Source organism: Haloarcula taiwanensis, from assembly GCA_002844335.1.
GTDB lineage: Archaea > Halobacteriota > Halobacteria > Halobacteriales > Haloarculaceae > Haloarcula > Haloarcula taiwanensis.
In genome coordinates, this window is the sequence record CP019154.1 from 2,405,564 (window position 1) to 2,430,150 (window position 24,587).

The 24,587-nt window shown below is 63.6% G+C and carries 24 protein-coding genes; 14 read left to right on the forward strand and 10 right to left on the reverse strand.

Annotated features, from left to right (window positions below):
• Positions 1-68: 68 nt before the first annotated feature.
• Positions 69-767, reverse strand: a complete 699-nt coding sequence (locus BVU17_12160) for an alpha/beta hydrolase (protein ID AUG48907.1) — start codon at positions 765-767, stop codon at positions 69-71.
• Positions 768-863: 96 nt separating this feature from the next.
• Positions 864-1,895: a hypothetical protein gene (locus BVU17_12165; GenBank protein AUG48908.1), complete on the reverse strand. Its 1,032-nt coding sequence runs from the start codon at positions 1,893-1,895 to the stop codon at positions 864-866.
• A 66-nt stretch (positions 1,896-1,961) separates the two neighbouring features.
• Here BVU17_12165 and BVU17_12170 point away from each other — a divergent pair, with 66 nt between their 5' ends.
• From BVU17_12170 to BVU17_12185, 4 genes are all read left to right on the forward strand, one after another.
• Complete coding sequence (locus BVU17_12170; protein AUG48239.1) at positions 1,962-2,612, forward strand: hypothetical protein; 651 nt, start codon at positions 1,962-1,964, stop codon at positions 2,610-2,612.
• A gap of 348 nt (positions 2,613-2,960) precedes the next feature.
• Positions 2,961-3,776 (forward strand): hypothetical protein, encoded by an 816-nt coding sequence (locus BVU17_12175; protein ID AUG48240.1) that lies wholly within the window; start codon positions 2,961-2,963, stop codon positions 3,774-3,776.
• A 39-nt stretch (positions 3,777-3,815) separates the two neighbouring features.
• On the forward strand, positions 3,816-4,247 hold the full coding sequence (locus BVU17_12180) for a hypothetical protein (protein ID AUG48241.1): 432 nt from the start codon (positions 3,816-3,818) through the stop codon (positions 4,245-4,247).
• A complete protein-coding gene (locus BVU17_12185; GenBank protein AUG48242.1) occupies positions 4,240-4,824 on the forward strand; it encodes a hypothetical protein in 585 nt (194 codons plus the stop codon). Before BVU17_12180 ends, BVU17_12185 begins: the two co-directional genes overlap by 8 nt.
• Here BVU17_12185 and BVU17_12190 read toward each other — a convergent pair.
• From BVU17_12190 to BVU17_12200, 3 genes are all read right to left on the reverse strand, one after another.
• Positions 4,802-5,548, reverse strand: coding sequence for an SAM-dependent methyltransferase (locus tag BVU17_12190; GenBank protein ID AUG48243.1), 747 nt, complete (start codon positions 5,546-5,548; stop codon positions 4,802-4,804). The two genes, BVU17_12185 and BVU17_12190, sit on opposite strands and share 23 nt — an antisense overlap.
• Positions 5,549-5,637: 89 nt before the next feature.
• Positions 5,638-6,471: an endonuclease IV gene (locus tag BVU17_12195; GenBank protein ID AUG48244.1), complete on the reverse strand. Its 834-nt coding sequence runs from the start codon at positions 6,469-6,471 to the stop codon at positions 5,638-5,640.
• Positions 6,472-6,590: 119 nt separating this feature from the next.
• Positions 6,591-6,905: a hypothetical protein gene (locus BVU17_12200; protein ID AUG48245.1), complete on the reverse strand. Its 315-nt coding sequence runs from the start codon at positions 6,903-6,905 to the stop codon at positions 6,591-6,593.
• Between the two features lie 213 nt (positions 6,906-7,118).
• Here BVU17_12200 and BVU17_12205 point away from each other — a divergent pair, with 213 nt between their 5' ends.
• Complete coding sequence (locus tag BVU17_12205; GenBank protein ID AUG48246.1) at positions 7,119-7,868, forward strand: transcriptional regulator; 750 nt, start codon at positions 7,119-7,121, stop codon at positions 7,866-7,868.
• 21 nt (positions 7,869-7,889) lie between these two features.
• Here BVU17_12205 and BVU17_12210 read toward each other — a convergent pair whose 3' ends face one another.
• From BVU17_12210 to BVU17_12225, 4 genes are all read right to left on the reverse strand, one after another.
• A complete protein-coding gene (locus BVU17_12210) occupies positions 7,890-10,037 on the reverse strand; it encodes a catalase/peroxidase HPI (GenBank protein ID AUG48247.1) in 2,148 nt (715 codons plus the stop codon).
• 280 nt (positions 10,038-10,317) lie between these two features.
• Complete coding sequence (locus tag BVU17_12215; GenBank protein ID AUG48248.1) at positions 10,318-11,112, reverse strand: lipase; 795 nt, start codon at positions 11,110-11,112, stop codon at positions 10,318-10,320.
• A gap of 483 nt (positions 11,113-11,595) precedes the next feature.
• Complete coding sequence (locus BVU17_12220) at positions 11,596-12,072, reverse strand: cupin (protein ID AUG48249.1); 477 nt, start codon at positions 12,070-12,072, stop codon at positions 11,596-11,598.
• Between the two features lie 136 nt (positions 12,073-12,208).
• A complete protein-coding gene (locus BVU17_12225; protein ID AUG48250.1) occupies positions 12,209-12,886 on the reverse strand; it encodes a bacterio-opsin activator in 678 nt (225 codons plus the stop codon).
• 88 nt (positions 12,887-12,974) lie between these two features.
• On the opposite strand from BVU17_12225, the gene BVU17_12230 reads away from it, so the two are divergent.
• From BVU17_12230 to BVU17_12245, 4 genes are all read left to right on the forward strand, one after another.
• Positions 12,975-14,612 (forward strand): NADH dehydrogenase subunit D, encoded by a 1,638-nt coding sequence (locus tag BVU17_12230; GenBank protein ID AUG48251.1) that lies wholly within the window; start codon positions 12,975-12,977, stop codon positions 14,610-14,612.
• Positions 14,613-14,676: 64 nt separating this feature from the next.
• Entirely contained in the window at positions 14,677-15,201 is a 525-nt protein-coding gene (locus BVU17_12235; GenBank protein ID AUG48252.1) for a peptide-methionine (S)-S-oxide reductase, read from the forward strand.
• Entirely contained in the window at positions 15,198-15,617 is a 420-nt protein-coding gene (locus BVU17_12240; protein AUG48253.1) for a thioesterase, read from the forward strand. The genes BVU17_12235 and BVU17_12240 overlap by 4 nt, the downstream gene beginning before the upstream one ends.
• 82 nt (positions 15,618-15,699) lie before the next feature.
• Positions 15,700-16,884, forward strand: a complete 1,185-nt coding sequence (locus tag BVU17_12245) for an AI-2E family transporter (GenBank protein ID AUG48254.1) — start codon at positions 15,700-15,702, stop codon at positions 16,882-16,884.
• Here BVU17_12245 and BVU17_12250 read toward each other — a convergent pair.
• Positions 16,881-18,113, reverse strand: a complete 1,233-nt coding sequence (locus BVU17_12250; protein AUG48909.1) for a hypothetical protein — start codon at positions 18,111-18,113, stop codon at positions 16,881-16,883. The two genes, BVU17_12245 and BVU17_12250, sit on opposite strands and share 4 nt — an antisense overlap.
• Before the next feature lie 739 nt (positions 18,114-18,852).
• Here BVU17_12250 and BVU17_12255 point away from each other — a divergent pair.
• The 5 genes from BVU17_12255 to BVU17_12275 all read left to right on the forward strand — a co-directional run bounded on the left by BVU17_12255 (position 18,853) and on the right by BVU17_12275 (position 24,586).
• A complete protein-coding gene (locus BVU17_12255; GenBank protein AUG48255.1) occupies positions 18,853-19,761 on the forward strand; it encodes a serine/threonine protein phosphatase in 909 nt (302 codons plus the stop codon).
• Between the two features lie 644 nt (positions 19,762-20,405).
• Complete coding sequence (locus BVU17_12260; protein AUG48256.1) at positions 20,406-20,822, forward strand: iron-dependent repressor; 417 nt, start codon at positions 20,406-20,408, stop codon at positions 20,820-20,822.
• A gap of 168 nt (positions 20,823-20,990) precedes the next feature.
• Positions 20,991-21,317 carry a hypothetical protein gene (locus tag BVU17_12265; GenBank protein AUG48257.1) on the forward strand — a complete coding sequence of 109 codons (327 nt, stop codon included), beginning with the start codon at positions 20,991-20,993 and terminating at the stop codon, positions 21,315-21,317.
• Between the two features lie 356 nt (positions 21,318-21,673).
• Positions 21,674-23,623 carry a peptide ABC transporter substrate-binding protein gene (locus BVU17_12270; protein ID AUG48258.1) on the forward strand — a complete coding sequence of 650 codons (1,950 nt, stop codon included), beginning with the start codon at positions 21,674-21,676 and terminating at the stop codon, positions 23,621-23,623.
• Positions 23,624-23,632: 9 nt separating this feature from the next.
• Positions 23,633-24,586, forward strand: a complete 954-nt coding sequence (locus BVU17_12275) for a peptide ABC transporter permease (GenBank protein ID AUG48259.1) — start codon at positions 23,633-23,635, stop codon at positions 24,584-24,586.
• Position 24,587 lies beyond the last annotated feature (1 nt).

A 24,587-nucleotide genomic window follows, 5' to 3' on the forward strand; every position in this document is an offset into this window, starting at 1 on the left:
GCAATGGTGAGAGGGTTTCGTCTCGGTTCCGGCACGGCAGTAGACAGCGATGTCGTTGGAGACGCCGTTCACAGCGCGCCGGGGCCGTGCTGTAACGCGTCGAGAACCGTCTTGACGGTCTGCTCGCGGCCGCTCGAGGAGAACAGTTCGTGGCCGCCGTCGTACAGCCGTATACGGTCGGCCGGCAGGCGCTCGCCGACGGCACGCGGGTCGACGACTGTGTCCGTGAGCGAGCAAAACGCCGCGGCGGCGTCCCGGGCCGGCGGAAGGGACCGCTGTGCCCGAAACACCGTCCGGAGGAACGCCGGCGAAACCGACGACGGAGCGTCCGCGAGCTGCTGGGCCGTCGCCAGGTCACCGATAGCGTCGGCGTCCAGCGTATCGACCGGGATGAACGGTTTCGTAATCGGGAGCGAGGCGAGAGCGTCGAGCACCGGCCCCGGAACCGGGAAGTCACTGTCCCACCATGGGCTCAGGTACACTCGGTTGCCGATACCGTCGGCGTCGAGGTGGGCCGCTGTCAGCCCGCCTGCACTGTGCCCGAGCAGGTCGAACCCGCCGAGGTCGGAAGCGTACTCCTGGACCGGACCGACCCACTCCCGCCGGTAGTCGGTGATATGTGTCGGCAGTTCGACGGCGTGGACACGGTATGTCGTGGCAAGCTGGTCGATGAGCCACTGGACGTTCCGGTGTCGGCAGCGGTTCCCCCACCCGAGGACGAACAGGCAGTCTTTCGCAGCCCCCTCGTCGTACACGCGAATCTGCATATCCGACATTCCCGTTGTGCAGACATAAGCCCGGGTGAACGCCTGACAACCACTCGTCGCGTTGTCGACGTGGAAGCCGTGCTGTGCTCAGGGCCGCTACGACAGCCACGCGCCGTGTGGCTCGTAGTCGACGAGGTGCGTGGTCTCGATGCCATCGTCGGTCTGGCGTTTCCAGTCCAGTTCCACTGACTCGCCGCCCGACAGGTCCCGCCGCCCGGTGAGCCAGTGCAGCGGGCGCTCGACCATTTGCGCTTCGAGCACCGTCGTCAGCGCCTCGTTCAGTTCCGCCGGGACCTGATACAGCACGAGCGTGTTGACGACACAGATCGGGACATCGGACGGGATCTCGTCGAATACCGCCGGCAGGTCATCGAGCATATCGCCCTCAACGAGTCGCGGTGGCTCCTCGTGGGCGACGGTGAGCGCCCCGTCGAGGACGGCCCGGCGCGCCTCGTGTTCGGGCCAGACGAGCGCGCGGAGCCAGTCCCTGTCGGCCTCGTCGGTCACGTCGAGCGGATTGCGGTCGAGACCGACCCGAGAGCGGATAGCGGGCGGCGTCTCCGAGAGCGGCGGGTCGCCGCGTCGGACGCTGCTCTCGATGGTAATCGGCGAGTCGCTGTTACCCACTACGAGACCGTCGTAATCGTAGCGGTAGCGGTCAAACAGCATGTTCAGGCCGGCACTCGGCCCGAGTTCCACCAGCGCGAGCGGTCCGTCGGTGGCGCGGGCCACCTGTGTGATAGCCGGGTAGAGGACCGCGCTGCGCCGTACTGCGTCCGTCTGCGTGCGCCGGGTCCGCAGGAGCGGCCGGATATCGTCGGCATGGTCGAGACAGAACTCGCGGAAGGCTGGAAAGCACCCGTCGTCGGGGTCGCGCGCCGGCTGGGTGATGCTCGGGTAGTACTCGGCCAGCCGATGGTCGGGCTGCCGGTCGAGCAGGTACTGCACCGCGGCCAGCAGGAGGTGCGGGGCCTGGCGACCCTCAGGAACGGCCGCTGCGATGTCGAGGATATCACTGTCTTGCGCTGCCTCGCGACAGAGGTGGCTGGACAGGGGAGAGGAGTCGTCGGTCCGTACAGCCAGGTCCCAAACTGCGTCTGAAGGTCTGACATATCGTCTCGGAGACAGCAAAGTGATATCGGTGTTCGCCTCCGGAGAGTCAGCGTTTAGGCTGCGCAAGCAGTAGGGCAGGCAATGAGTCTGGACCGTCCGGAGGCAGTCGAGCGGGTCGAAGAAATCGTCGCCACAGTCGAGGACGAGACGATGCCGGTCCCGGTCCGAGAGGTGTGGGTGTACGGCGACGTAGCGCTCGGGCTGGACCCGGTCGAGCGACTGGACGTCTACGTCACCAAGGATATCCTGTTCAAGGATGCCCCGGAGCGCGCCGAAGAGTTTCAGCGCAGTCACGGCGTCGACGGGGTCGGCAAGACCGTTCGCGCCGCGTGGGCCGACGAGCACCCCGAGTTCATCCGCGCGAACGCCAACGGCCACGCCGCGCCCGAGAAGTGCCTCGCCGCCCACCTCCTGAGCGACGACGAGCCGGTCCATCTGGAAGTGTGTAACGCCTCCTTCGAGGACAACGTCACCCAGCGGCTCAAGGGCGCGAAGATGCGAAACGACTACGAGCAGATTCTGGACCCCCGGGGAGCCTGCCTGTGGCTCGACGGCGAACGGTCGCCCGACGCGTTCCAGAAGCTCCGTGACAACGAGTTCGTCTTCCCGACGCTGACCCAGTCGCTGTCGATGCTCGGGATGGACGAGACGGAGGCCGGCGACGCCGCCGACGCGGTCAAAGAGTACCGGGCACAGCAGGAGGGCGCGACGGTTCGAGGCGACGTGGTGTAGCGCTCACCGTGCCGGCGCTGGACAGGGTGACTTACAGCAGCCAAGGCGCGTCGACCGTCGAGAACCGGTGTCCGCAGGCGGGACATTCGACGAGCCGCGAGCCGGTCCCGCCGTCCGAAACCGCGGTGAACCGGCGGCTCCAGGTCACATGACGGCACTCCGGACAGCGGCGGACGAGCGGTGGTATCATGGGGAGACGTGAGCCGGCACGTGTCGTCCGTAGCCGCTCACACAGCAAGGGCCTATCGACGGGCGACAGTACTCTGGGCGCGAACACAGGCCATGACAACTACAACGCGGTTTTGAGCGAACGGAAGGGATACACCCACACCACGGGAAGGGAATCGTATGCAACGGACGCGACGAGCGACCCTTGGACTGGTCGGTAGCGTGGCGATTGGTGCCCTGAGTGGCTGCCTCGCGCCGGGCGGGAACGGCAGTGGCGATGGCAGCACGGAAACACGCACGCATCCGTCGCCGGGAACTGATCCCGGCACCGAAACGGACGACGGAGGCACAGAGACGCCGACCGACGCTGGAGAGACGGAGACTCCCACCAACGAAACACCGACGGATGCGCTGGACGGGCTAGACAGAGTCGAGACACCGCCATACGAGGTCGAAGAGGTCGAGTGCAACGTTGCTGACTCCGGCGAGGGCGACCGCAATCCGCTGTATCTCTGTGCGAATATGCCGGCCAAGCCATCGTTGTCGTTCGAACAGGCGTCGACCCGAGGGGCGCTGTTTGCCGATGAAGGGCTAGCGCGCGCCCCGGACGACAACGGTGACCAGCTCTACGCGACGCTGTTGACAGACGCCGACGACATCGAGCGACTCGAAGACAACAGCGGTGACGCGTACAGTCTCGCCGCCGACACCGACTTCGAGAGTCACGCCGTGCTCGTCGTCCAGACCGGCTGGGGGTCCGGTTCGATCGTCCCCCATCTGAAACGCATCGAGGAGACAGCGGACGGCATCCACGCGTTCGGCTGTTACACGCAGCCCTGTGTGTACACCAGTGATTTCACTGCTCGGTCGACGGTCGTCAGGTTCGAGCGCCCGGACACCCTCGACAGCGGCGTCGTCAGCCTGACCGTCGACCCGTCGACGCGGTACAACGTGGCGACGGGTGAGGGCGTGGTGACAATCGACCCGTCGGGGTAACCCCGTGATTCTTTGCGACGTGCCGCTGAACCGACAGCTATGACAGCCCTCCCGATTCGAACCCTCCACGTCCTTGCGATGGCGGTCCTCGTCGGCGGCACAACCGTGCTCTGGTACAGCTATCGGTGCGGCACTATCGCCTCGCTCGCGCCCGCAAAGCAGTTCGAGTGGCTGTTCTGGGGCGGCGTCGGCGTACTCGTGGTCACCGGCGTCGGGAACCTCGGTTCGCTCGGACCGCCGGGTCCCGGAACCGACTGGGGACGAACCTTACTGGTGAAACTCGCCGTCGTCGTCGCCCTCCTCGGGGGTTCGGTCGTCCGGACGCTACTCCTCGTTCAGATCGGTGACCGCGTGAACACGTTCGACGACCTGCACCCAGTCCACCGGCGAACGCTCTCGCGAGCGTACGGCGCGACGGCGGCCGTCTTTCTCGGTATCGTCGTCCTCGCGGAGGTCCTCGCGCATGGCTGAGGACCAGCGTGAGCAGGAGAGTATGGCGGACAACGTGAGTGAGACTGAGCCAGCGCGCGACAGCAAACAGAGTTCCACGCGGCCGGTGTCACTCGTGACGTGGACGCTCGCGACGTTCGACACCGTCCTGTTCGTCCTGCTCGGCGTCCTCGCCGTCCACGCGAGCGGTGGTCTCGCCGACCTGCTCGCCGGGCTAAACACCCTCGTCGGCGTGGCCGTCTTCTGCTACCTCTGGGCGCTGTTCGTCCTAGCGGTTCGATGGGTTCACCGGAGGGTATCGCTCGATTCAGCCGGAGTCAGCACGCTCGTCCTCCACGGAGTTGCGGCCGGGAGTGTCACTGGTGTCGTGTTCCTGCTGGGACTGCTCGCGGTGGCACTCGTGTCGACGCTCCAGAGCGGCGGGGCCCGCCCCCAGTCGGTGCTGTTGGTCCTGCTCATCGGGGCCGGTGTCGCCGCTGTCGTCGGGGGCGTCGTCGGCCTGCTCGCCAGTCTGCTGGACATCGCAGTCTACGGACTGGCGGGCACTCTGCTCCCCGAACTCGGTAACGAGCGGGTCACGGAACCGCGCCGACGGTGACGAAGAACGGCACCGTCTCGCGGCGCTCGTAGGCCTCGTCTTGCATCTGCTCGATTACGTCCCGTCCCATCGACCGCCAGCGCTCCCGGAGTGCGTCGTACTCGGCGGGCGTCGCCTCGCCGTTGAGAATCGTCTCACGGTCGTGGGCCAGCCCCGTTCCGGTCGCCTTCCGGCGAGCGGCCTGCATCGCCGCATCGTCGTAGGGTGGTTCGATGCGCTGTTCTTGCTCGTATTTCGTCGTCGAGACGACGGACAGCCCCGCGTCGCGGAACACGTCGGCGGCATCACTCCCGAGGGTAACGTCTGTCCGCACCCCGTCGAGAAAGAGCCGGCGGGCGCGGCGGGCCAGCACCGGTTCGTCGTCGACGGTCGATTCGACAGTGACGGCGGCGTTGTTTGGCTCGATGGCGGCCACCCGGTCGGTGGCAACGCGGGCGAACTCCCGAACCGCGAGTTCTGGGTCAGGGAGGTTGATGAGCAGCGCCTGACATACCACCAGGTCGAAGGTGTCGTCGGGGAACGGAAGGCGCGTCGCGTCTCCGCAGACGGCCGGGTCGCCGGCGGCGGCCAGCAGGTCCGTGTCGGCGTCGAGGCCAACGACGGTCCCGTCTGTCTCCTCGCGAAGGACGCGGGTCAGTTCGCCGGTCCCACAGCCCACGTCGAGAACGCGCACACACTCGTCCAGTCGGAGGTCCAAGAGCGCATCGCGGGAGTCGGCCCACATTCCCCTGCGGGTGGTTTCGAGGTAGTCGGCAGAGAACCTGCGCACAGTTTCTCAGAGTCGAGTCGCCCTCAAAAGTACCGCGGTCGAAATCAGTCGCGGCGGAGTTCCTTGACGCGCTCGATGTTCCAGGCGAAGCTCTTGCCGTCCTCGGTCGGCGTCTCAAGCACCAGCGGCACGTCGCGGATGGCGTCGTGGTTGACGAACGCGCGCATTCCGTCCGCGCCGATGTGGCCCTCGCCGATGTGGGCGTGCTCGTCCTTGTTCGTCCCGCACTCGTGTTTTGAGTCGTTGAGGTGGACGCAGGCGAGGTCTTCGAACCCGACCACGTCGTCGAACTCCGCGAGCGTCTCGTCGACGGCCGCGGGCGTCGAGAGGTCGTAGCCCGCGGCGAACATATGGGCCGTGTCAAGACAGAACTCGATGTCCTGGTCCGTTCGCTCCCGGACCGTCGCCAGGTGCTCGAACTGGCCGCCGAGTTTCGTCCCGCTGCCGGCGTCGGACTCGACCAGCACGGTGACCTCATCGGGGACGTCGAGGTCGTCCAGCACGCTGGCGGCGTTGTCCAGCCCGCCGTCGACGCCCGCGCCGGTGTGGGCTCCGAGGTGGACGTTGACGTACTCGATGCCCAGTTTGGCGGCGGCGTCGACCTCCTTCTGCATCGAATCGAGGGACTTCTCGCGGAGGTCGTCTTTGGGCGTACAGAGGTTGACGAGGTACGACGAGTGGATGACCCACGGGCCGACGCCGTGGTCGGCCGCGAGGTCGCGGAACTGTTCGGCCTCGTCGTCGTCGATGTTCGGGTCCTGCCAGACCTGCGGCGAGTGCGAGAAAATCTGCCCGCAGTTGCCGCTGTACTCGACCTGTTCCTCGACGGCGTTGTAGACGCCGCCAGCGATGGAGGTGTGTGCCCCGACTCGTACCATGCACACCGGTCGGTGATGCCCGACAAAAGAGGTTCCGGAGTGCTACGGTCGGTTATAGCTCGTGTCAGGATTTCCTCGAAGCGGGACGACAGGCCGGTGAACAGAGATACCCGACCGGCTCAGATCCACTCACGGACGGGTGGGATCATGCGGAGGCTCGATAGCGCGAGGTATGCACCGAACAGGACGAGTACCACACCGATAGCCGCTGGAAGCGGCGTTGCTGACCGTAGTAACGCTGCGCCCCAGGCGGCCAGTACGATGCCGATACCGACCAACATGAGCGTGCCGAGCGCGCCAAGCACTGCGTCCTCGGTAGCCACCCGAACAATCGCATACAGTTCTTCCTCGGAGAGCGTTGCGACGCTGCCGTCGGTTGCCCGAGGGTGGGCAGGGGTGTCGGCAGAGTCATCATCAGCGGGGGACGGGACCATATTACCGCTTGACCGGGTTCCTACAAAACGGTGGTGTCGTTCCATTGTCGGGAGTGGGTGAATAGTCCATCCTCGTAGCCCGTCATCGCAGACGTGAGGTTCACGGCGAACCGGCTACCGCATCTTAATCAAAAGCCAACTAGATAAAGTGGAGTGGGGTTGGTGGTTCCAGTAATCGATTTATAACGACCGTTCCAAATTAGTACTAGCTAAATGAGCGACACACAGCCAGCAGTGGCGGACACACGCGAGTTCGAGTTCGTCCTACAGTTCGACGCGGGAGCCGATAGCCTGATGGACGTGTTCCGGCAGCATGAAAGCCTCTCCGTGTGGTCCTCTGCCATCTTCGTCGGCGACGACCATATGTGGCGGCTCGACCACGCGAAGGGGACACCCGAGGCCCTGCGTGCGTTCGACGAGGTCTTTCTGGACGAAAACCGCTGTAACGAGTGTTTCGACGTCGTGAGCTGTGAGACGGCGCGGACGTACCACGTGCTGGACCGCGGGGAGACGTCACGGACAGTGTACACGCTACGTCGTGAAATCAGCGGCTGTCAGTCGCTACCGAGTTTCCTCCATCGGCACGTTAGTGAGGGGACTATCTTCGAATCTCGGCGGACGGGCAACGAGTACCGCTGGCGCGTCCTCTATCCGGGGTCTGCCCCCATCGGCGAGGTCTACGACAAAATCGAGTCGAGCCTCCGCGAGGGCGTCACGCTCTCGGTCTCTCACATCACCAGCGCGGGGAACTGGAAGGCGACCGAACGGGTCGCGACGAACTTCTCGCCCCAGCAGTGGCGGGTACTCAAAGCCGCCGTGACCCACGGCTACTACGAGCGACCGCGGGAGGTCTCGGTCAAAGACCTCGCGTCGATACTGGACGAGCCGCGTTCGACCGTCCAGTACCAGCTCCGGACCGCCGAGGACCGCCTCGTCTCCCAGTTCGTCGAAGAGACCCTCTGAACGCGACCGCTACGCGGAGGCCTATTCGAGGTCGAAGCGGTCGAGCCGCATGACCTTGCTCCAGGCGTCGACGAAGTCGTCGACGAGTTCGGCCTCGGCGTCGTCGGCACCGTAGACTTCGGCGAGGGCGCGCAGGCGGGCGTGGGACCCGAACAGCAGGTCGACGCGGGACGCCGTCCACGTCTGCTCGCCCGTGTCGCGGTCGTACCCCTCGAAGACGTCTCTGGCTTCGGTGACGGGCTCCCACTCCGTGTCCATGCCGAGCACGACCTGGAAGAAGTCGTTGGTCAGCGTCCCCGGCTCGTCGGTGAACACGCCGAGGTCGGAGTCCTGATAGGTCGCGCCCAGCGAGCGCATCCCGCCGACCAGCGCGGTCATCTCGCCGGGCGTGAGGTCCAGCAGGTCGGCCTTGTCCACCAGCAGTTCCTCTGCCGGGGCCTCGACGTCGTCACGGACGTAGTTCCGGAAGCCGTCGGCCCTCGGCTTGAGCGCCTCGAACGACTCCACGTCGGTCTGGTCCGGCGTCGCGTCCGTCCGCCCCGGTTCGAACGGCACCGTCACGTCGTAGCCGGCGTCGGCCGCCGCCTGCTCGACGGCCGCGTTACCGCCGAGGACGATGAGGTCGGCCAGCGAGACGCGTGTGTCGTCGTCCCGAGCGCCGTTGAACTCCTCCTGAATGCCTTCGAGCGTGTCGAGGACCGTCTCCAACTGCTCTGGCTCGTTGACCTCCCAGCTCCTCTGGGGTTCGAGCCGGATGCGAGCGCCGTTGGCCCCGCCGCGCTTGTCGCTGTCGCGGTAGGTCGACGCCGAGGCCCAGGCAGTCTTGACGAGTTGGGTAACGGAGAGGTCCGAATCGAGGATTTCCGCTTTGAGGTCGGCGATTTCCTCGTCTCCGACGAGGTCGTAGTCGGCGTCGGGGACGGGGTCTTGCCAGATGAGTTCCTCGTCGGGGGCGTCCGGGCCGAGGAACCGCTCGGGCGGGCCCATGTCGCGGTGGATGAGCTTGTACCACGCCCGCGCGAAATTGATGCCGAACTCCATGGGGTTGTCCTGGAACCGCTCCATGATGTCCCGGTAGTCGGGGTCGCGCTTGAGCGCGATGTCCGTCGTGAGCATCATCGGCGTCCGCTTCTCGTCCGGGTCGTGGGCGTCCGGGACCGTGTTCTCGAGGGCCTCGTCCGTGGGCGTCCACTGCCAGGCCCCGCCGGGACCTTTCTCCGGCTCCCACTCGTAGTCGAGGAGGTTGTCGATGTACCCGCTGTCCCACTCCGTCGGGGCCTGTGTCCAGGGGCCTTCGATACCGCTGGTAATTGTGTCCCCGGCCTTCCCCGAGCCGTGGTCGTTCTCCCAGCCCAGCCCCATCTGCTCGATTGGCGCGTCCTCCGGGACCGCGCCGAGGTTCTCCTCGGGGTCGTCGGCACCGTGGACCTTCCCGAAGGTGTGGCCGCCGGCGATGAGCGCGGCCGTCTCCTCGTCGTTCATGGCCATCCGGCCGAACGACTCGCGGATGTTCTCGGCGGAGGCCAGCGGGTCCGGGTTGCCGTTTGGCCCCTCGGGGTCGACGTAGATGAGCCCCATCACCGCAGCGCCGAGGGGCTCTTTGAGCGTCCCGTCCTCGTTGCGGCGCTCGGACTGGTGGGCCTCCATCTCGTCTTCGGGGCCCCAGTCGACCGCCTCGTCGGGTTCGAAGGCGTCCTCGCGGCCGCCGGCCCAGCCGAACGTCTCGAACCCCATCGACTCGATGGCGTGGTTGCCGGCGAGGACGATGAGGTCGGCCCAGGAGAGCTTGCGGCCGTACTTCTTCTTGATGGGCCAGAGCAGTCGGCGAGCCTTGTCGAGGTTCGCGTTGTCGGGCCAGCTGTTCAGCGGCGCGAACCGCTGGCGGCCGCCGGACGCGCCGCCGCGGCCGTCCGTCGTTCGATACGTCCCGGCGCTGTGCCAGGCCATCCGGATGAAAAGCGGCCCGTAGTGGCCGTAGTCGGCCGGCCACCAGTCCTGGGAGGAAGTCATCATCTCTTCGAGGTCCGCCTTCACCGCGTCGAGGTCGAGCTTCTGGAACTCCTCGGCGTAGTCGAAGTCGTCTCCCCGCGGGTCGGCATCCCGGGCGTTCTGGTCGAGAACATCCAAACTCAACTGGTTAGGCGGCCGGTAGTGGTCTCGCTTAGCCATCACCGAACAGTTGCCGAGTAACGGTCTTAGCAGTACGTTTAGCAATAGGCGAATATTCGATAGTCAGCGGTGCGGTTCGGACGAGTGTTCTGGAGCGAATGATACCCGCAAGCCACAGCCGACGCGGCGACAGGAGCTACGATACGCCTGTTCTCAGCCGCTGTGAGTCGAAACCGAATGGCCGTTAGAGTGTTGTCAAATACTAGAGGCCGCGAATTCGAGAGGGCCGCCGGTAGGTCGCGGTGGCTGTCCCGTGGAGGCAAACCGTCGCTACCTCGGGTCAGGGCGACCGTCGAATCCACTCGTCAGTAGCGTACTTTCTCTCTGCGTGCTCGTGTGCGCGTGCGAGTTCATCGTCCGTCCACCCGCCAGCGTCGGCGTCGACCCACTCAGCCAGCGTCGAGCGGAGCGTCTCGACGGCTTCGGCGCGGTCGATATCGGTGTATTCGCCTATCGCCCCGACGCGTTCGGTGAACTGCTCCGAGTCGATGTCGGCGGTGAAACAGCCGGAGTGGCGGTCGGGACGCAGCGAGACAGACAGGGAGCCGTGCTGGATGACAGCGTCCTTCTGGCGGTACTGCGCGTTCCCGCTGAGTTTGCGGCCATCGGGGCCGACGATATCGTGGGCCGGATGGAGTTGCCGCAGGTAACAGGCCGGCTGATGGACCGCCGACCGCTCGTCGTCAGCAAACGACGCGTCGACGCCCATGCGCTCGAACGCATTCAAAACCGGCTCGCAGAACTGCTCGTAGCACGCCATCAGATCGCCCGGAACGGCGTCGGCCGGCGCGATAATCCCGTAGGAGATATCCGCCACGCTGTCGTGGTAGATCGCACCGCCGCCAGTGGGTCGTCGCGTTACCCCAACGGCCTGGCGCTCGCAGAACTCCCAGTCGATGGTGTCGGGGTCCTGTCCGTAGCCAAGCGACAGCGTATCGGGCCAAGTGTACACTCGCACCGTTGCCGGACCGCCCTCTGCGACGGTTTCAGCAGCGGCTGCTTCCAGCGCCATCGTCATCGGCCCGGGTCGTGTTTCCTCGCCGATGACGCGCCACTCTAGGTCGGCCAGTGACATACCCGGGCTTCGTGACGCGATGCGATATGAATTGCGGGCTATAGTAGCCATTGAAAATCAATGCACACCTGATCGCACGATGGCAGTGTGATCAGTGTGTAAATCGTTTCAATTGTTACTATAGCAGCGGGTGGAATGACCGACGGGGTCGTTGGTTATGCAAAGAGCCAGAACGCCCCCGCTCGCTCGACACCTGCGACTCGCTGCGCGCTTCCTCGCTCCTCAACGTTGCTCGTCAGTGCTTGCATCGCCTCGAACGTCGAGCGAGCGGCCCCTTTCAGTCCCACCCATAGCCGGTTGGACAAAGAATGCTGGGCGGGACTGAGAGGAGCGGCCGGCTGGACGAAGGCGGGCGATGTAAGCACCACAGGAACGACCGGAGGGAGTGACAAGGAGCGCAGCGAGCCCCCCGAGTACAGCCGGCCGGGGCTTTCTGGCTGTACAAACACCTGTTTCCAATCACGAGAGCGACAGAAGTAGGTCCTAGCCCTGAACGTTCCCGCACTCGGTACAGGTGAGTTCGAACCGACCCTCGGCGAGGGCGACGCTCTGGGTCGTCTCTTCGTCGCACTCTGGACAGTGCGCTCTCGATTCTAGCTCGTCCCAGTCGTGGGTCGCGCCGGGCGCGCCGAAGGCCCAGCCGACGACGCGCTCGTCGCCGGAGTTGTACCCCTGCTGGAACTCGCCGGGTTCGAAGCGAATCAGTTCCCCGCCCGACACGTCGACTTCCTCGCGGTCGAGGCCGACCTCGAAAGTGGTCTGTCCCCGCTCGATGTAGAACACCTCCTCCTGGTCGTGGTGGCGGTGGAGGCTCCCCGAGAAGGAGTCGCCGGGTTCGAGTTCGAAGTAGTTCGCCGCGAAATGCTCGGTCCCGAGTTTTCTGGAAACCGGCTTGCGGATGTCATGCACCTGCATCGGGTTCCGTTCGACCGGTACGTCGTCGATAGTTACTGTGTCCATGGTCAGTATCGTCCTGAGTTGGACCACCGCTGGCCCTGTAGTATATTCGCAACCCAGCACTAGATGACACTTATCCGGAGTTTATAGTTTTTCGGGGCGGTTGTCGGCCGCTCCAGCAGTTCCCGAACAGAGCGGACTACGCCGTCGATTCGGGGCGCTGTTCGAGTATGTCAGCCATTACATGGGCCTCAGCCTTCCTGAGGTGTTCGGCGGCAGTTCCGGGAGCACAGCCGAGTTCGGCGGCGACATCGTCCACGCTCCCCGCCCGAGGGCTACCGTAGTACCCGCAGTCGACGGCGGCGGCGACGGCCTCGAACTGCCGGTCGGTGAGCGCGGCCCCGGTATCGAGTCGCCGGCTGTCGTACTCCCCGACCTCCCGAACGTCGACGGAGACGCCGTCGGGAACCGTTTCGACTGCCTGCTGGACCGTCCCCCCTGGACCGACCAGTGTGAGTCCGACTGTGCCGTCGGCCCGGTATGCGACCGGAGAAACGATGACCAGACCGGCTCGGGTGAGCGCGTCGACGAGGTCGTGATCGGTCGCAGACGGCGAGTCCTGTACGTAGAGGTAGAACGTCTCGTCGGGGCACGTAGAGATGGCGTACTCCCGGACGGTGTCGGCCTGTTCCAGCGCCGCCCGATAGGGCTCCGGCGGAAAGCCGTCGACGTGAAACAGCAGCGTCTGGGGATCGGCCCCGATGTCGTTGCCCCGAAGGAGATAGCTCGCCTCGTAGCCGTCGTGATCGACGACGAACTGGTGCATCGGGTGCCGAACCTCCGGGGCCATCCACAGCGAAAGCGTGACGTACTTCATGCCTGACCGTTCCAGGAGGTATTTAAAATAACCTCGGGCATGAGGGGACAGCCCGAGGGCGGCAGCCGGCGAACGGGCGACCACGGAGATGGCCCAGACAGTCCACCGAGCCGACGACGTCCATCCGCTTATCGAGCCGATTGCCGACCACGTCCTCTCCACCGAACGCCACGAGAACGCCCCGGCCGTTGTCATCCGCGCGGACGAGGTGCAGACCGTCCTCTCGACGCTACGAGCCGAGGCCGGTCTGGACCACTGCGCCTGTGTTACGGCCCAGGAGTACGCCGACCGGTTCGAGACGATCTATCACCTGCGGCGCTACGACGACCCGACACAGGAACTTTCGGTCGTTGTGCCGACACCCAGGGAGTCGCCGAGCAGCGAGTCCGCCGCACCTGTGTATTCGACGGCGGCGTGGCACGAGCGGGAGGCCTACGACCTCGTCGGCATCGAGTACGAGGACCACCCAGACCTCCGGCGCATTCTCCTGCCCGAAACCTGGCAGGGCCACCCGCTGAGCCGGGACTACAATCAGTCTCAGCCACAGATCGTCTCCTTCCGCGAACACGAGCGCTTGCTCGAAGACCGCCGCGAAGGGCCGGAGACGATGCATCTCAACATGGGGCCACACCACCCCTCGACGCACGGCGTCCTCCACCTGAACGCCCAACTCGACGGCGAGCAGGTCGCGGCCGTCGACCCCGACATCGGCTACATCCACCGCTGTGAGGAACAGATGTGTCAGCAGGGCACCTACCGCCATCAGATCATGCCCTATCCGGACCGCTGGGACTGGGGCGGAGCTGGCCTGTTGAACGAGTGGGCTTACGCCCGGGCGGCCGAGGACCTCGCCGACATCGAGGTGCCGGCGTACGCCCAGGTCATCCGGACGATGGGCGGCGAACTGTCGCGCATCCTCTCGCACATGCTTGCAGTCGCGACCTACGCGCTTGACGTGGTCGGGGAGTTCACCGCTACCTTCCAGTGGGGTGTCCGGGACCGGGAACTCGTTCAGGACATTCTCGAAGACCTGACCGGCCAGCGGCTGATGTTCAACTACCTGCGGCTGGGCGGCGTCGCCTGGGACCTGCCCGAACCTCGGGAAGCGTTTTTCGAGAAGATACGCGCGTTCCTCGACGACCTGCCGCACAAGCTCACGGAGTACCACGATATGCTCACCAGCAACGAGATTCTCCAGCTTCGGACGATCGATACGGGTCACCTCTCGGCTGAGGCCGCGAAGGCCTACGGCTGTACCGGGCCGGTTGCCCGAGCCTCCGGCGTCGACTACGACCTTCGTCGGGACGACCCATACGGCTACTACGACGAACTTGACTGGTCGGTCGTCACCGAACAGGGCGGCGACAACTTCTCGCGCCTGCTCGTGCGCCTGCGCGAAGTAGAGGAATCGGCGAAGATTATCGGCCAGTGCGTCGACCTGCTGGAGGACTGGCCCGAGGACGACCGCGAGATACAGGCAAACGTCCCCCGCACGCTCCGGCCAGACCCTGACACCGAAATCTACCGCGCCGTCGAGGCCGCGAAAGGCGAACTTGGCATCTACATCCGTTCTGATGGGACGGAGACGCCGGCGCGGTTCAAGATTCGCGGCCCCTCCTTTTCACACGTGCAGGCACTGTCCGAGATGGCTCGCGGTGAATACGTGCCAGACCTCGTCGCGACAATCGGCAGTCTTGACACAATCATGGGCGAGGTCGACCGATAGGCCGGCACCCATCTGCGACGACCACAGCCAGTGAGTTTTGTACGCCGGGCACGTACGTCGGGTGATGACTGACCAAGCGACATTCGCGGGCGGTTGCTTCTGGTGTACGGAATCGGTGTTCAAACAGATCGACGGGGTGGTCGACGTTGTGTCGGGCTACGCCGGCGGGCACGTCGCCGACCCCAGCTACGAGGCGGTCTGTCGCGGGGAGACGGGCCACGCCGAGTGCGTCCAGATTACGTACGAGCCGGACGAGGTGAGCTACGAGGACCTGCTCGCGGTCCACTTCACGACCCATACCCCGACGACAAAAGACCGAGAAGGTAACGACGTTGGCACGCAGTATCGTTCGGCCGTGTTCTACCACGACGAGTCCCAGCGCGAGACCGTGGAAGCCTTTATCGAGGAAGTCCAGCCGGGCTACGATAGCGACATCGTCACCGAAGTCGAACCGCTGGAGACGTTCTATCCGGCCGAGGAGTATCACCAGGACTACTTCGAGAAGAATCCGGACCAGAGTTACTGCCAGCTGACCATCCCGCCGAAAATCGAGAAGCTCAAACAGAAACACGCGGAATTACTGGCATGACCTTCGAGTACACGACGGACGTCGAGGTCCGATACACGGACATCGACACGTATGGCCACGTCAACAACGCGACGTATGCGACCTACTTCGAGGAGGCTCGCATCGACTACCTGCACGACGTGGTCGACTGTGGCGAAGCGCTGCTCTCGGGCAGCGAGTCGGGCACTGGCATGGTCATCGCGAACCTCGAAGTCGACTACATCCAGCCCGTCCAAATCAGTGATGCAGTCGCCGTTGGCGTCCGGGTTCCACGTCTTGGGGAGAAGAGCTTCCCCTTCGAGTACGAGGTCCGGACCGAAGATGGTGTGGCTGCGACCGGAGAAACAACCGTCGTTACATACGACCGCGACACGGAATCCTCGCGCTCGATCCCCGAAGACTGGCGAGAGGCGATCACCCAGTTCGAAGGGCTGTAGTCACCTGCGTTACCCCGCTCACGTACAGCCACCGGGCCGACCGGTGGTTTTATTTTTTATCAAGATGTTGTACTGAAAACATATGGAATATAGTACCGACCTCGGACGGCGCGTTCTGCTTGCTATCGCGGGCGTAGCACTTTTTCTCGTGGTCGGACTCGTCCTGTCCCAGTTCCTCCCGACGCTCGTGTTTACCGTTTTTCTGTACTACGCCAGCCGACCGATTTATCGACGGCTCGGGTGGCTCCCGCTCCCCGAATCGTTCCTGGGTCGGGCTGTCCCGTACCAGAAACAGCTCCATGCGGCGGCCACGATTTTCTTCTTTCTGTTACCGTTCGTGCTTCTGGTCGGCTATACGATCGTCCTCATTGTCCCCGAGTTACAGTCGTTCTTCGGCGAAGGTGGCCTTGGCGCGGCGTACCTTTCGCAGTTTCAGGATCTTCAGGGTGGGTCGCTTCCGGGGCCGCTCGCCGACCTCGGATTCTCAGATGTGCTGGCGATGGGGCCGGACGAAGTGATTGACCTGTTGCGAAACGCGACAGTCCAGTCGTGGCTGGGACGTGTCTCTGATACGCTCATCGGCTCTGTGAGTATGCTTACGGCGCTACTGCTGCGCGTGTTCATCATGTTTGCCGGGACGTACTACCTGCTTACTGACGGACCGCGGCTTGTCGGCTGGTTTCTTGACACTTTCGACGGGGCAGGTGTCCTTCGCAACTACGCGGCGGCGGTCGACGAGGAACTGTCTTCGATTCTCTTCGGGAACATTTTGAACGCACTGGTGACGGGCGTTATCGGGATCTTCGTGTTCTCGCTGTACAATCTGGTCGCGCCAGGCTCAGTGCAGGTTCCGTTTGCACCACTCGTCGGCGCGCTCACCGGCATCGGCAGCCTCATTCCAGTAGTCGGAATGAAAATCGTCTATCTGCCCGTGGCTGGACTGCTTGCGGTCTCCGCGGTCGTCACAGGACAGACGGCAGCCCTGGCCTGGGTTGTCCTCTTTCTTGTGGTCACGCTGGTCGTCGTCGACACCATCCCGGATTTCCTGATTCGGCCATACGTCAGCGGTGATCTGACTCACGTCGGTCTGTTGATGTTCGCGTACATCCTCGGCCCCATCGCGTTTGGCTTCTACGGCATCTTTTTGGGTCCGATCCTGCTGGTGCTTGCCGCTCAGTTCTTCCGGATTATCGTCCCCTACATCATCACAGGTTCTGTCGAAACGACACAGACCTCGCTCTCTGACTACGACTCCACGGAGTCCTAGCCGCTTGCGAGCCTGGCTCTGGCGGTCCTCAAGCCGAGACAGCGGCTGTCTATCGACGAGTCGACTCTGTCGAGCCACCGCAACTCCATCACCGAGAGCCGGTAGTGACACGCCGACGGTTCAAGCTGCTGCCAATAGATGTACCGGACGTCGGGTACCGACTCGCTTTCCCCGTAGGTCTCTGGGAGACTGGTGGTTTCGAGGTCTGACATTGGCACCGGTCCCGGCGTTTCGACGGGTGTGAAGACGAGACCGACGCTACCGAGGACGGCGACGTTGACGACGAGAACCAGCGCGAGCGCCGCGGCGAGATACTGCTTCCGTCGGCGGTCACGGAGCGTCGTCGCGACTATCCCGACGCCGATTGCGACGAACGCCAGCCCCGGAATGAGGTCGGTGTAGCCGCCGGTCTCGAAGTCGACGAAGAATATCAGGAGCGCGAACCACGCCGCGCCGACCGGAATCCACCAGTCGGTGCGCCCGACCGCGCCGTCGTCGCCCCTGAACCAGCACCGAGCGGTGTGTCCGAGTCCGAAACCGCCCAGCACCACGAACGGCGACGACCACTTGAAATGGACGACACCGGCGACGAGTCGGGCGAGTACTGACGCCTGCTCCTCGGTCTGTAGCGGCACGAGCAACACCTGGACGACCATCTCCGAGACCGAGTGCCAGACGAGAAATACCGGTGCAAGCATGACCACAGTGAACCCGAGGCCGCCGGCGACAACACGTTTAAGCGCCCGCACGTCTCGTTGCTGGATTGCCAGCCCGACCACGACGAGCGGGAAGATGACCCCGGCCTGCCAGTACCCAACGCTGGCCGCCGCGGCCACACCGCTCAGTGCCGGGTATTCGCGCGTGTACAGGTATATCGCCAGGAGTCCACAGAGGACGAGGAGGTACTTCGCCTTGAAACCGTACGCGGGCCGGACGGCGAACCCCGGCAGCAGGAACATAGAGAGGCCGGCCAGCGGCGCAGCGACGTCGTCGCCGGTGATGTCGTAGACGAGTATCACGACGAGCCCGACGATTCCACACACCGCCGCGCTCATCAGCGCCACGCTGAGGAGGTGGAGCCGGTACATGTCGCCGCCGGCGAGCATCGCCAGAACGCCGGTCGTCTCGTAGGACAGCGGGAGCTTCGGCTCCCAGGCGTCGACGTACAGCCGACCGCCCCGCGTCAGATACCAGCCGAGATGCTGGAAGATGCCAGCGTCGGGAGCCATCGGGGGACGGGCAGAACCGAGTGTGATTGTCAGTACGAAATACAGTTCCGAACCGACGGCAAACAGCACCGGAAACGCGAGCCGACGGTCGTGAGAATTAAACGCGAGTGAGCGAAGCAGGTCCCTGAGCTGGTCTTTATGTTGTCTGCTCACACGGCACGCTTGCGTTTAGATGACCAAAAGTAGAGAGTAGCTTAACGGCCACACAGTCAGCGAACGCAGTCGCCGTTCGCCTTACATATACTGTCACGGCGATTAGGAACGTATTTTCGAGTTGATGCCTAACGTTTCGCTTCTATAGCTGATTATGTGTGAATAGCGCTTGCGACCAGCAAAGGCCCGTTTCCGAGCCACATCAGCCGCGTTTTGAGATACTGAAACGATAGTACAGTAGCGATAGCAGATGTATGATGCCAAGCTGAAAACGTGTGATTATGTAGGTTAATGAGGTCTTATTCGATGAGCAAGCGACTGAACTGCGGTTTCGGTCACGAAACGCCGACAGTAGCGGGTCGAGTCGGACAGATGAAAATATGAGCGTAGCTGTCTTGGGCAGACTGTCCGAACACTGCAGTCCGTCTAAGTTTGCGCCCAGCCGCCCCGGTCAGAGCGCTCGTCGTCCGCCGATACAGCAACCAGCCTGAGACCAGATGTGTATTTTGTATAGCGGCTACAGATTTATCACCTCTATCCGGCGAACGCGTCGGCCTTTTACCAGTCCATCGAGTAGAGAACGCTAATGGTCCAGAACGTGGCTTCAGTGATGGCGGAGCTGGAACCCGAGGACTTCCATCTGCTCTCCGGCGTCGAGCAGGGGATGCGGTTCTCGGAGTACGTCGCCCGCGAGAAGTTGACCGAGTTCTCACGGCTGACGTCGGAAGACGTCGACTACCGGCTCGACCGGTGTGCGGACCGGGGACTGGTCGAGCGCAAGACCATCCAGTACGAAGGGTTCAAACTCACTTTCGAGGGGTACGACACGCTTGCGCTGCATACATTCGCCGAGCGCGACACAATCGAAGGAGTCGGGTCTCCACTGGGTGTCGGCAAGGAAAGCGACGTGTACGAGGCTCAATCGTACAAGCCGGTGGCACTGAAATACCACCGCGAGGGGTACACCAATTTCCGTGAAGTGATGAAAGAGCGGGAGTATACCGCCGACCGCGACCACGTTTCTTGGCTCTACACCGCCCGGAAGGCCGCCGAACGGGAGTACGATGCCCTCGAAACGCTGTATCCGAACGTGGCGGTTCCCCAGCCAATCGACACGAACCGCCATGCGATTGTCATGGAAAAAATAGACGGCGTCGAACTCTCCCGAACGAAACTCGAAACGGAACAGGTACTGCCGATTCTGGATCTCGTCCTCGAAGAGATGCAGACGGCCTACCGCGAAGGGTACGTCCACGCGGACATGAGCGAGTACAACGTCTTCGTCACGAATGAAGGCGTGGTCGTTTTCGATTGGCCACAGGCTGTCCCGACCGACCACGAAAACGCCCGGGAACTGCTAACTCGCGATGTTGAGAACATCGTGAGCTACTTCGAACGAAAATACCCGCAGGAAATCAGTGACGTGGACAGAGACGCAGTCGCTGAACGGCTGGCGGTCGACACGTTCGATTCTATTACCGATTTTACTGAGTAGCGGTGTTTTAGCCGCTACTACCCGTATTTGCCTGTTCATCGACGAGCCGGAGGTGACCAGTGGTTTTCCCGATAAAGCATATAATGCGATATCAAATTCGGCAAACCAACTGATCGAGGCGATTCGGGAAGCGATTACGGCAGAGATAACGCCTCGATGGTGAGTGGAGTGCCACGCGATGGGTGAGAGTCTCGGACGGTAGGCTCGACTTCGCTGATTGAATTAGGCAGTCCTAAAAACCGCAGACGTTTTATATTATTAGGCAAGCCTAAAACATATGGCAGACGACGGTACTGAGTTCGGAGCACAAACGGGGGGAGACCAACGCAGGGATCGATGGCGGACCGTTTCATATCGTCGAGGGCGCTATCGACACCGTTCGCGTGGTCCCGACGTACGGTGTGGGCATCATGCTGAGCGTCCACCGACGAGCGGCCGCTCGGTCAGTGCTCTACCGACAGTACTGGGGGCGTCTGCCTGATGGGTGGGGACGGAAATATCGAGATGATGGGAATGGGTAAACGCCCGCAGCGGTCACATGCCCGACTGTGGGCGTGGGCATACGTGGTGGTCTTCGGAGCCGGTGAGCAGTCGACAGGGGAGTCGACGGCAGTAAGCGGGAATCGGACGGATCCGTCGGAGCGATGAACACAGCACCGGAGTATCTGCTGGCGATTTACATCGCCCAGCACCGGGACGAACCGCCAGTCGCCCCGGGAGAGTTGGGGGAGATGCTTGATCGGTCTCCGGCGGCGGTGACGGAGATGTGCCAGCGACTCGCAGAGGAGAATCTCGTCACATATGAGCCGTACGAGGGGGTGACGCTGACAGAGTCAGGGCATGAGGAGGCAGCGGAGTTACACGAGACGTATGTGACCGTCTCGTGGTTCTTTCGGGGGGTTCTCGATCTCGACGATCACGAGACGGAAGCGATGGAGCTGGCCGGTCTAGTCAGCCCGATGGTCGCGGAGCGACTGGCCGCCACACTGCCCTGCAACGCCGAGACGAAACAGGACGGTTCAGAGGCTGGTTCGACGGCGCCGGATGAGGATACCGCCTGAACGAGGACTCCACAGCAAGCTTGTTTTAGGCCGTGCGAAAATTAATAGAATTAGTATACTAATTGTTTGGGTGGCCAAAATTATTACTCCTGAAGCTCTAAGGAACGGTATTTTAGGTATGCCAAAAACGACATTTTTATGATAGGTTAGTGCGTATATACAATCGTCATGAGCGCTGAAGGACTCGAACGACAGGCGCGTAACTACTTGAGCAACAACGTCCCGCAAATCCAGCAACACGGCGGCAACTTCGAGGTCCGCGACATCGACGAGAGCGAAGGCACGGCCACCGTCGCCATCGGCGGTGCGTGTTCGGGGTGTGGCATCGCTCCGATGACGATGAAGGCAATCGAACGCCGACTCCCGGAGAGCGTCGACGGACTCGAAGACGTCGAAGTCGTGCGGTCCGGCGGGCCGCGCGCTGCGGTCATGCCCTCGAAGACCGACGACATGGAGGAGATGGACGAGTACGAGGATTACAGCCCGCCATTCTGAGCAGCCGCTCGAACTCGAATCGCAACTGTAGGTGTCGGCCCCAGCTTTGACCGGGGCGCAGTGTCGTTCGTACCGGGAGCGCCCGGCATCAGGACACCGTTGAACGACCAATCCTACGTGCCGTCTCCCCTAAACTCGGTCTCGACAGCGCGTCGTCAGAGGATGGCGTATCTCTGGCCGGAGGCTATACACCAGCGCAGTTCAGCCGAGAGGTGAAGCTCACCAGCGGGGTCTGTATCGGCGCCGTGTAGTATGCTCCCGGCCTGTCGCGTACCGATGCTGCCCGACTCCGAGCGCCGTTATGCTATAAGTGTGTGGGAGGGCAACATAACGCATAACTTTCGAGGTCAACGGGAATGTCTCATGACGCAGCTGCAGGCACGAGTACAGTGACGCGACGGCGCGTCCTCAAGACGGCGGGCGCGGCAACAGTAATGACACTCGCCGGTTGTAGCGCCGGCACTGACGGAGGTGGAGACGGCGAAAGCGAGGGTGGACAGAGCCTCGACCCGGTCCGGGAGCGGGCGGAGGTCGCCGTCGACGAGATTCAGGACGGCGGGACACTCAGGTTCGGCCTCGGCGCGGGTATCGATTCTTTCGACCCGTCATACAGCACCAGCGCGCCGGCCGGCAACGTCCACGGACTCATCTACGAGAGTCTCATCACGCAGGACGCCGCGGGGACTGTGTACCCGTGGCTCGCGAAGACGTGGGAACGGATAGACGTCAAAGAAGTCGAGGACGGGGCCTACGAGCCGTACATGGTGTCGGCGGAGACGGACGACGAGGGGAACCTCGTTGCCGACGACCAGATCATCATCAGGAACCCCGAGGCCGGCGAGGTCCTGACGGTCAATGAAGCGCCTGATGCCGTTGCAGACGGCACCTACGGGATCAAGTACCGGGCCGAACTCCACGAGGGGGTCACCTTCCACAACGGCGAGGAGATGACCGCAGAGCACGTCGCCCGGTCGTATGAGGTGCTTGAGAACTCCTCGATTTCGGCTCAGACCTTCGACTCCTTTCTCTACGCGGAGGCCGTCGACGACTACACCGTCGACATCTACGGACAGGAGCCCGACGCCGAGGCCGACAGCCAGCTCCCGACGACAGTGTACCCGATGGAGCACATCGAAGAGTATCCCGACACTGGCGCGGACCCGCGAAACGACCTGACGCCGATCGGGACCGGCCCCTTCGAGTTCGAGTCCTACGAGGCCGAACAGCGCGCCGAGTTCAGCACGTTCGACGACTACTGGCTGGACGACCTTGGCCTCGACGCGCTGGAGTGGTGGGACGGGCCAGAGGGGTTCCCGACGAGCCCGGTCGTCGACGCGGTCACGGTCGCTATCGTGCAAGACGACGCGACCCGGGCGGCCGCGCTCAACAACGGCGAGATAGACCTCACCTACGGGCTCACGAGCGACACCTACGGCGAGTACCGGAGCGCGGAGGACTACCGGCTCAGCGTGACCAACGCCGGGGCGTACAACTTCCTCCAGTACCCCGTCACCGTCTCGCCGTGGGACGACGAGCGGGTCCGCCGGGGCGTCAATCAGCTGATTCCGCGCGCCCAGATCGCCGAGAACATCTACAACGGCTACCGGAACCCGGCGTACACGCCGCTGCCGGAGCTGGCCGCCGACGAGGGGTCGGCGGATTACAACGCGCTGGTCGAGGAACTGCGCCCACAGACCGAACAGGACACCGAGGCCGCGACCGAACTCCTGCAGGAGGCCGTCGACGACCTCGGCGTCGAGACGCCCATCGAGGCGACCATCGAGACAAACACCTCCGACGACCGCGTGCGCGAGGCCGAACTCATCGCCCAGGTGATGAGCAACACGGAGTTTTTCGACATCAGCGTCGAGACCTTCGAGTTCACGACCTTCGTCCAGCGCATCCTCGGGCCGGAGTACTACCAGCAGGGCAACATCGTCCTCATCGGCCTCTCGGGCACGTTCAACCCCGGGAGCTTCTACGACGCCGTCAACTCCATCGACAACTTCGGGCAGTGCTGTAACTTCCAGCGGGTCGACACGCCGGACCTCGACGAGATAGCGACGGAGGCGCGGTTCTCGGTCGAGGCCGTCGAGGACCCGCAGTTCCGCGGCGAGCAGTACGACCAGGTGTGGCGGGGCCTCATCGAGCAGGCCCCGAACAGCTACACCGTCTTCGGGACGAACGTCTCGTCGCTGTCGACCGACTACGTCGGGCACAACACGTACACGTTCTCCAGCGGCATCCTGCCATACGGGCTGCACGACCCGACGGACCAGCAGGTCGCATATCTGGATCGGGAGTGACTCAGTACGATGAGCCTCAGACGATTCGTCGCGGTTCGCGTGGCGGCGACGGTGCCGATACTGTTCGGCGTCTCGGTGCTTACCTTCGCGCTGGTCCACCTGACGCCGGGGGACCCCATCGACCAGATGGTCGCCCTGAATCCGCAGATTTCGGCGGCCGAGGAGGCCGCGATACGCGCCAGGTACGGCCTCGACGGTCCGGTCTGGCAGCAGTACCTCACGTGGATGAGCAACGTCCTGCAGGGCGACCTCGGGACGGTCATCAGCGTCGACCAGCCGGTCCTGCCCTACATTCTTGCTCGGCTCCCCGAAACCGTCGCGCTGGGGCTGTTCGGCTGGGCCATCGCCCTGCTCATCGCCATCCCGACCGGCATCTACGCCGCGGTGAACAAGGACACGCTGGGCGACGACCTCTCGCGGGTGTTCGCCCTGTCGGGCATCTCCCTGCCGAACTTCTGGCTCGGCCTGATGCTCATCCTCGTGTTCGCGCTCTGGCTGGACCTGTGGCCGGTGCTGGCCCCGGACAAGCCGCTGCTCTCCCACGAGATGCTGTGGTATCTCGTCCTCCCGGGAGTCACCATCGGGACGGCGTCGTCGGCGACGCTGATGCGCGTGATGCGGTCGTCGATGGCAGAGGAACTGAACAAAGAGTACGTCACGGCGGCGCGGGCGAAGGGACTGCCCGAGCGAACGGTCGTGTTGAAACACGTCCTGCGGAACTCGCTCATCTCGGTGACGACCATCGCTGCGTTCCTGACCGCGAGCATCTTCGCCGGTGCCGTCGTCGTCGAGCAGGTGTTCGCCTGGCCCGGGCTGGGACGGGCCTTCGTCGGCGCGATCATCGGCCGCGAGGTCGACCTCATCATGGCCATCACGCTGTTTACCGGCGTGACGATCATCCTCGCGAACCTGCTTGCAGACATCATGTACGCTGTGCTTGACCCACGAATCCGCTATGATTGAC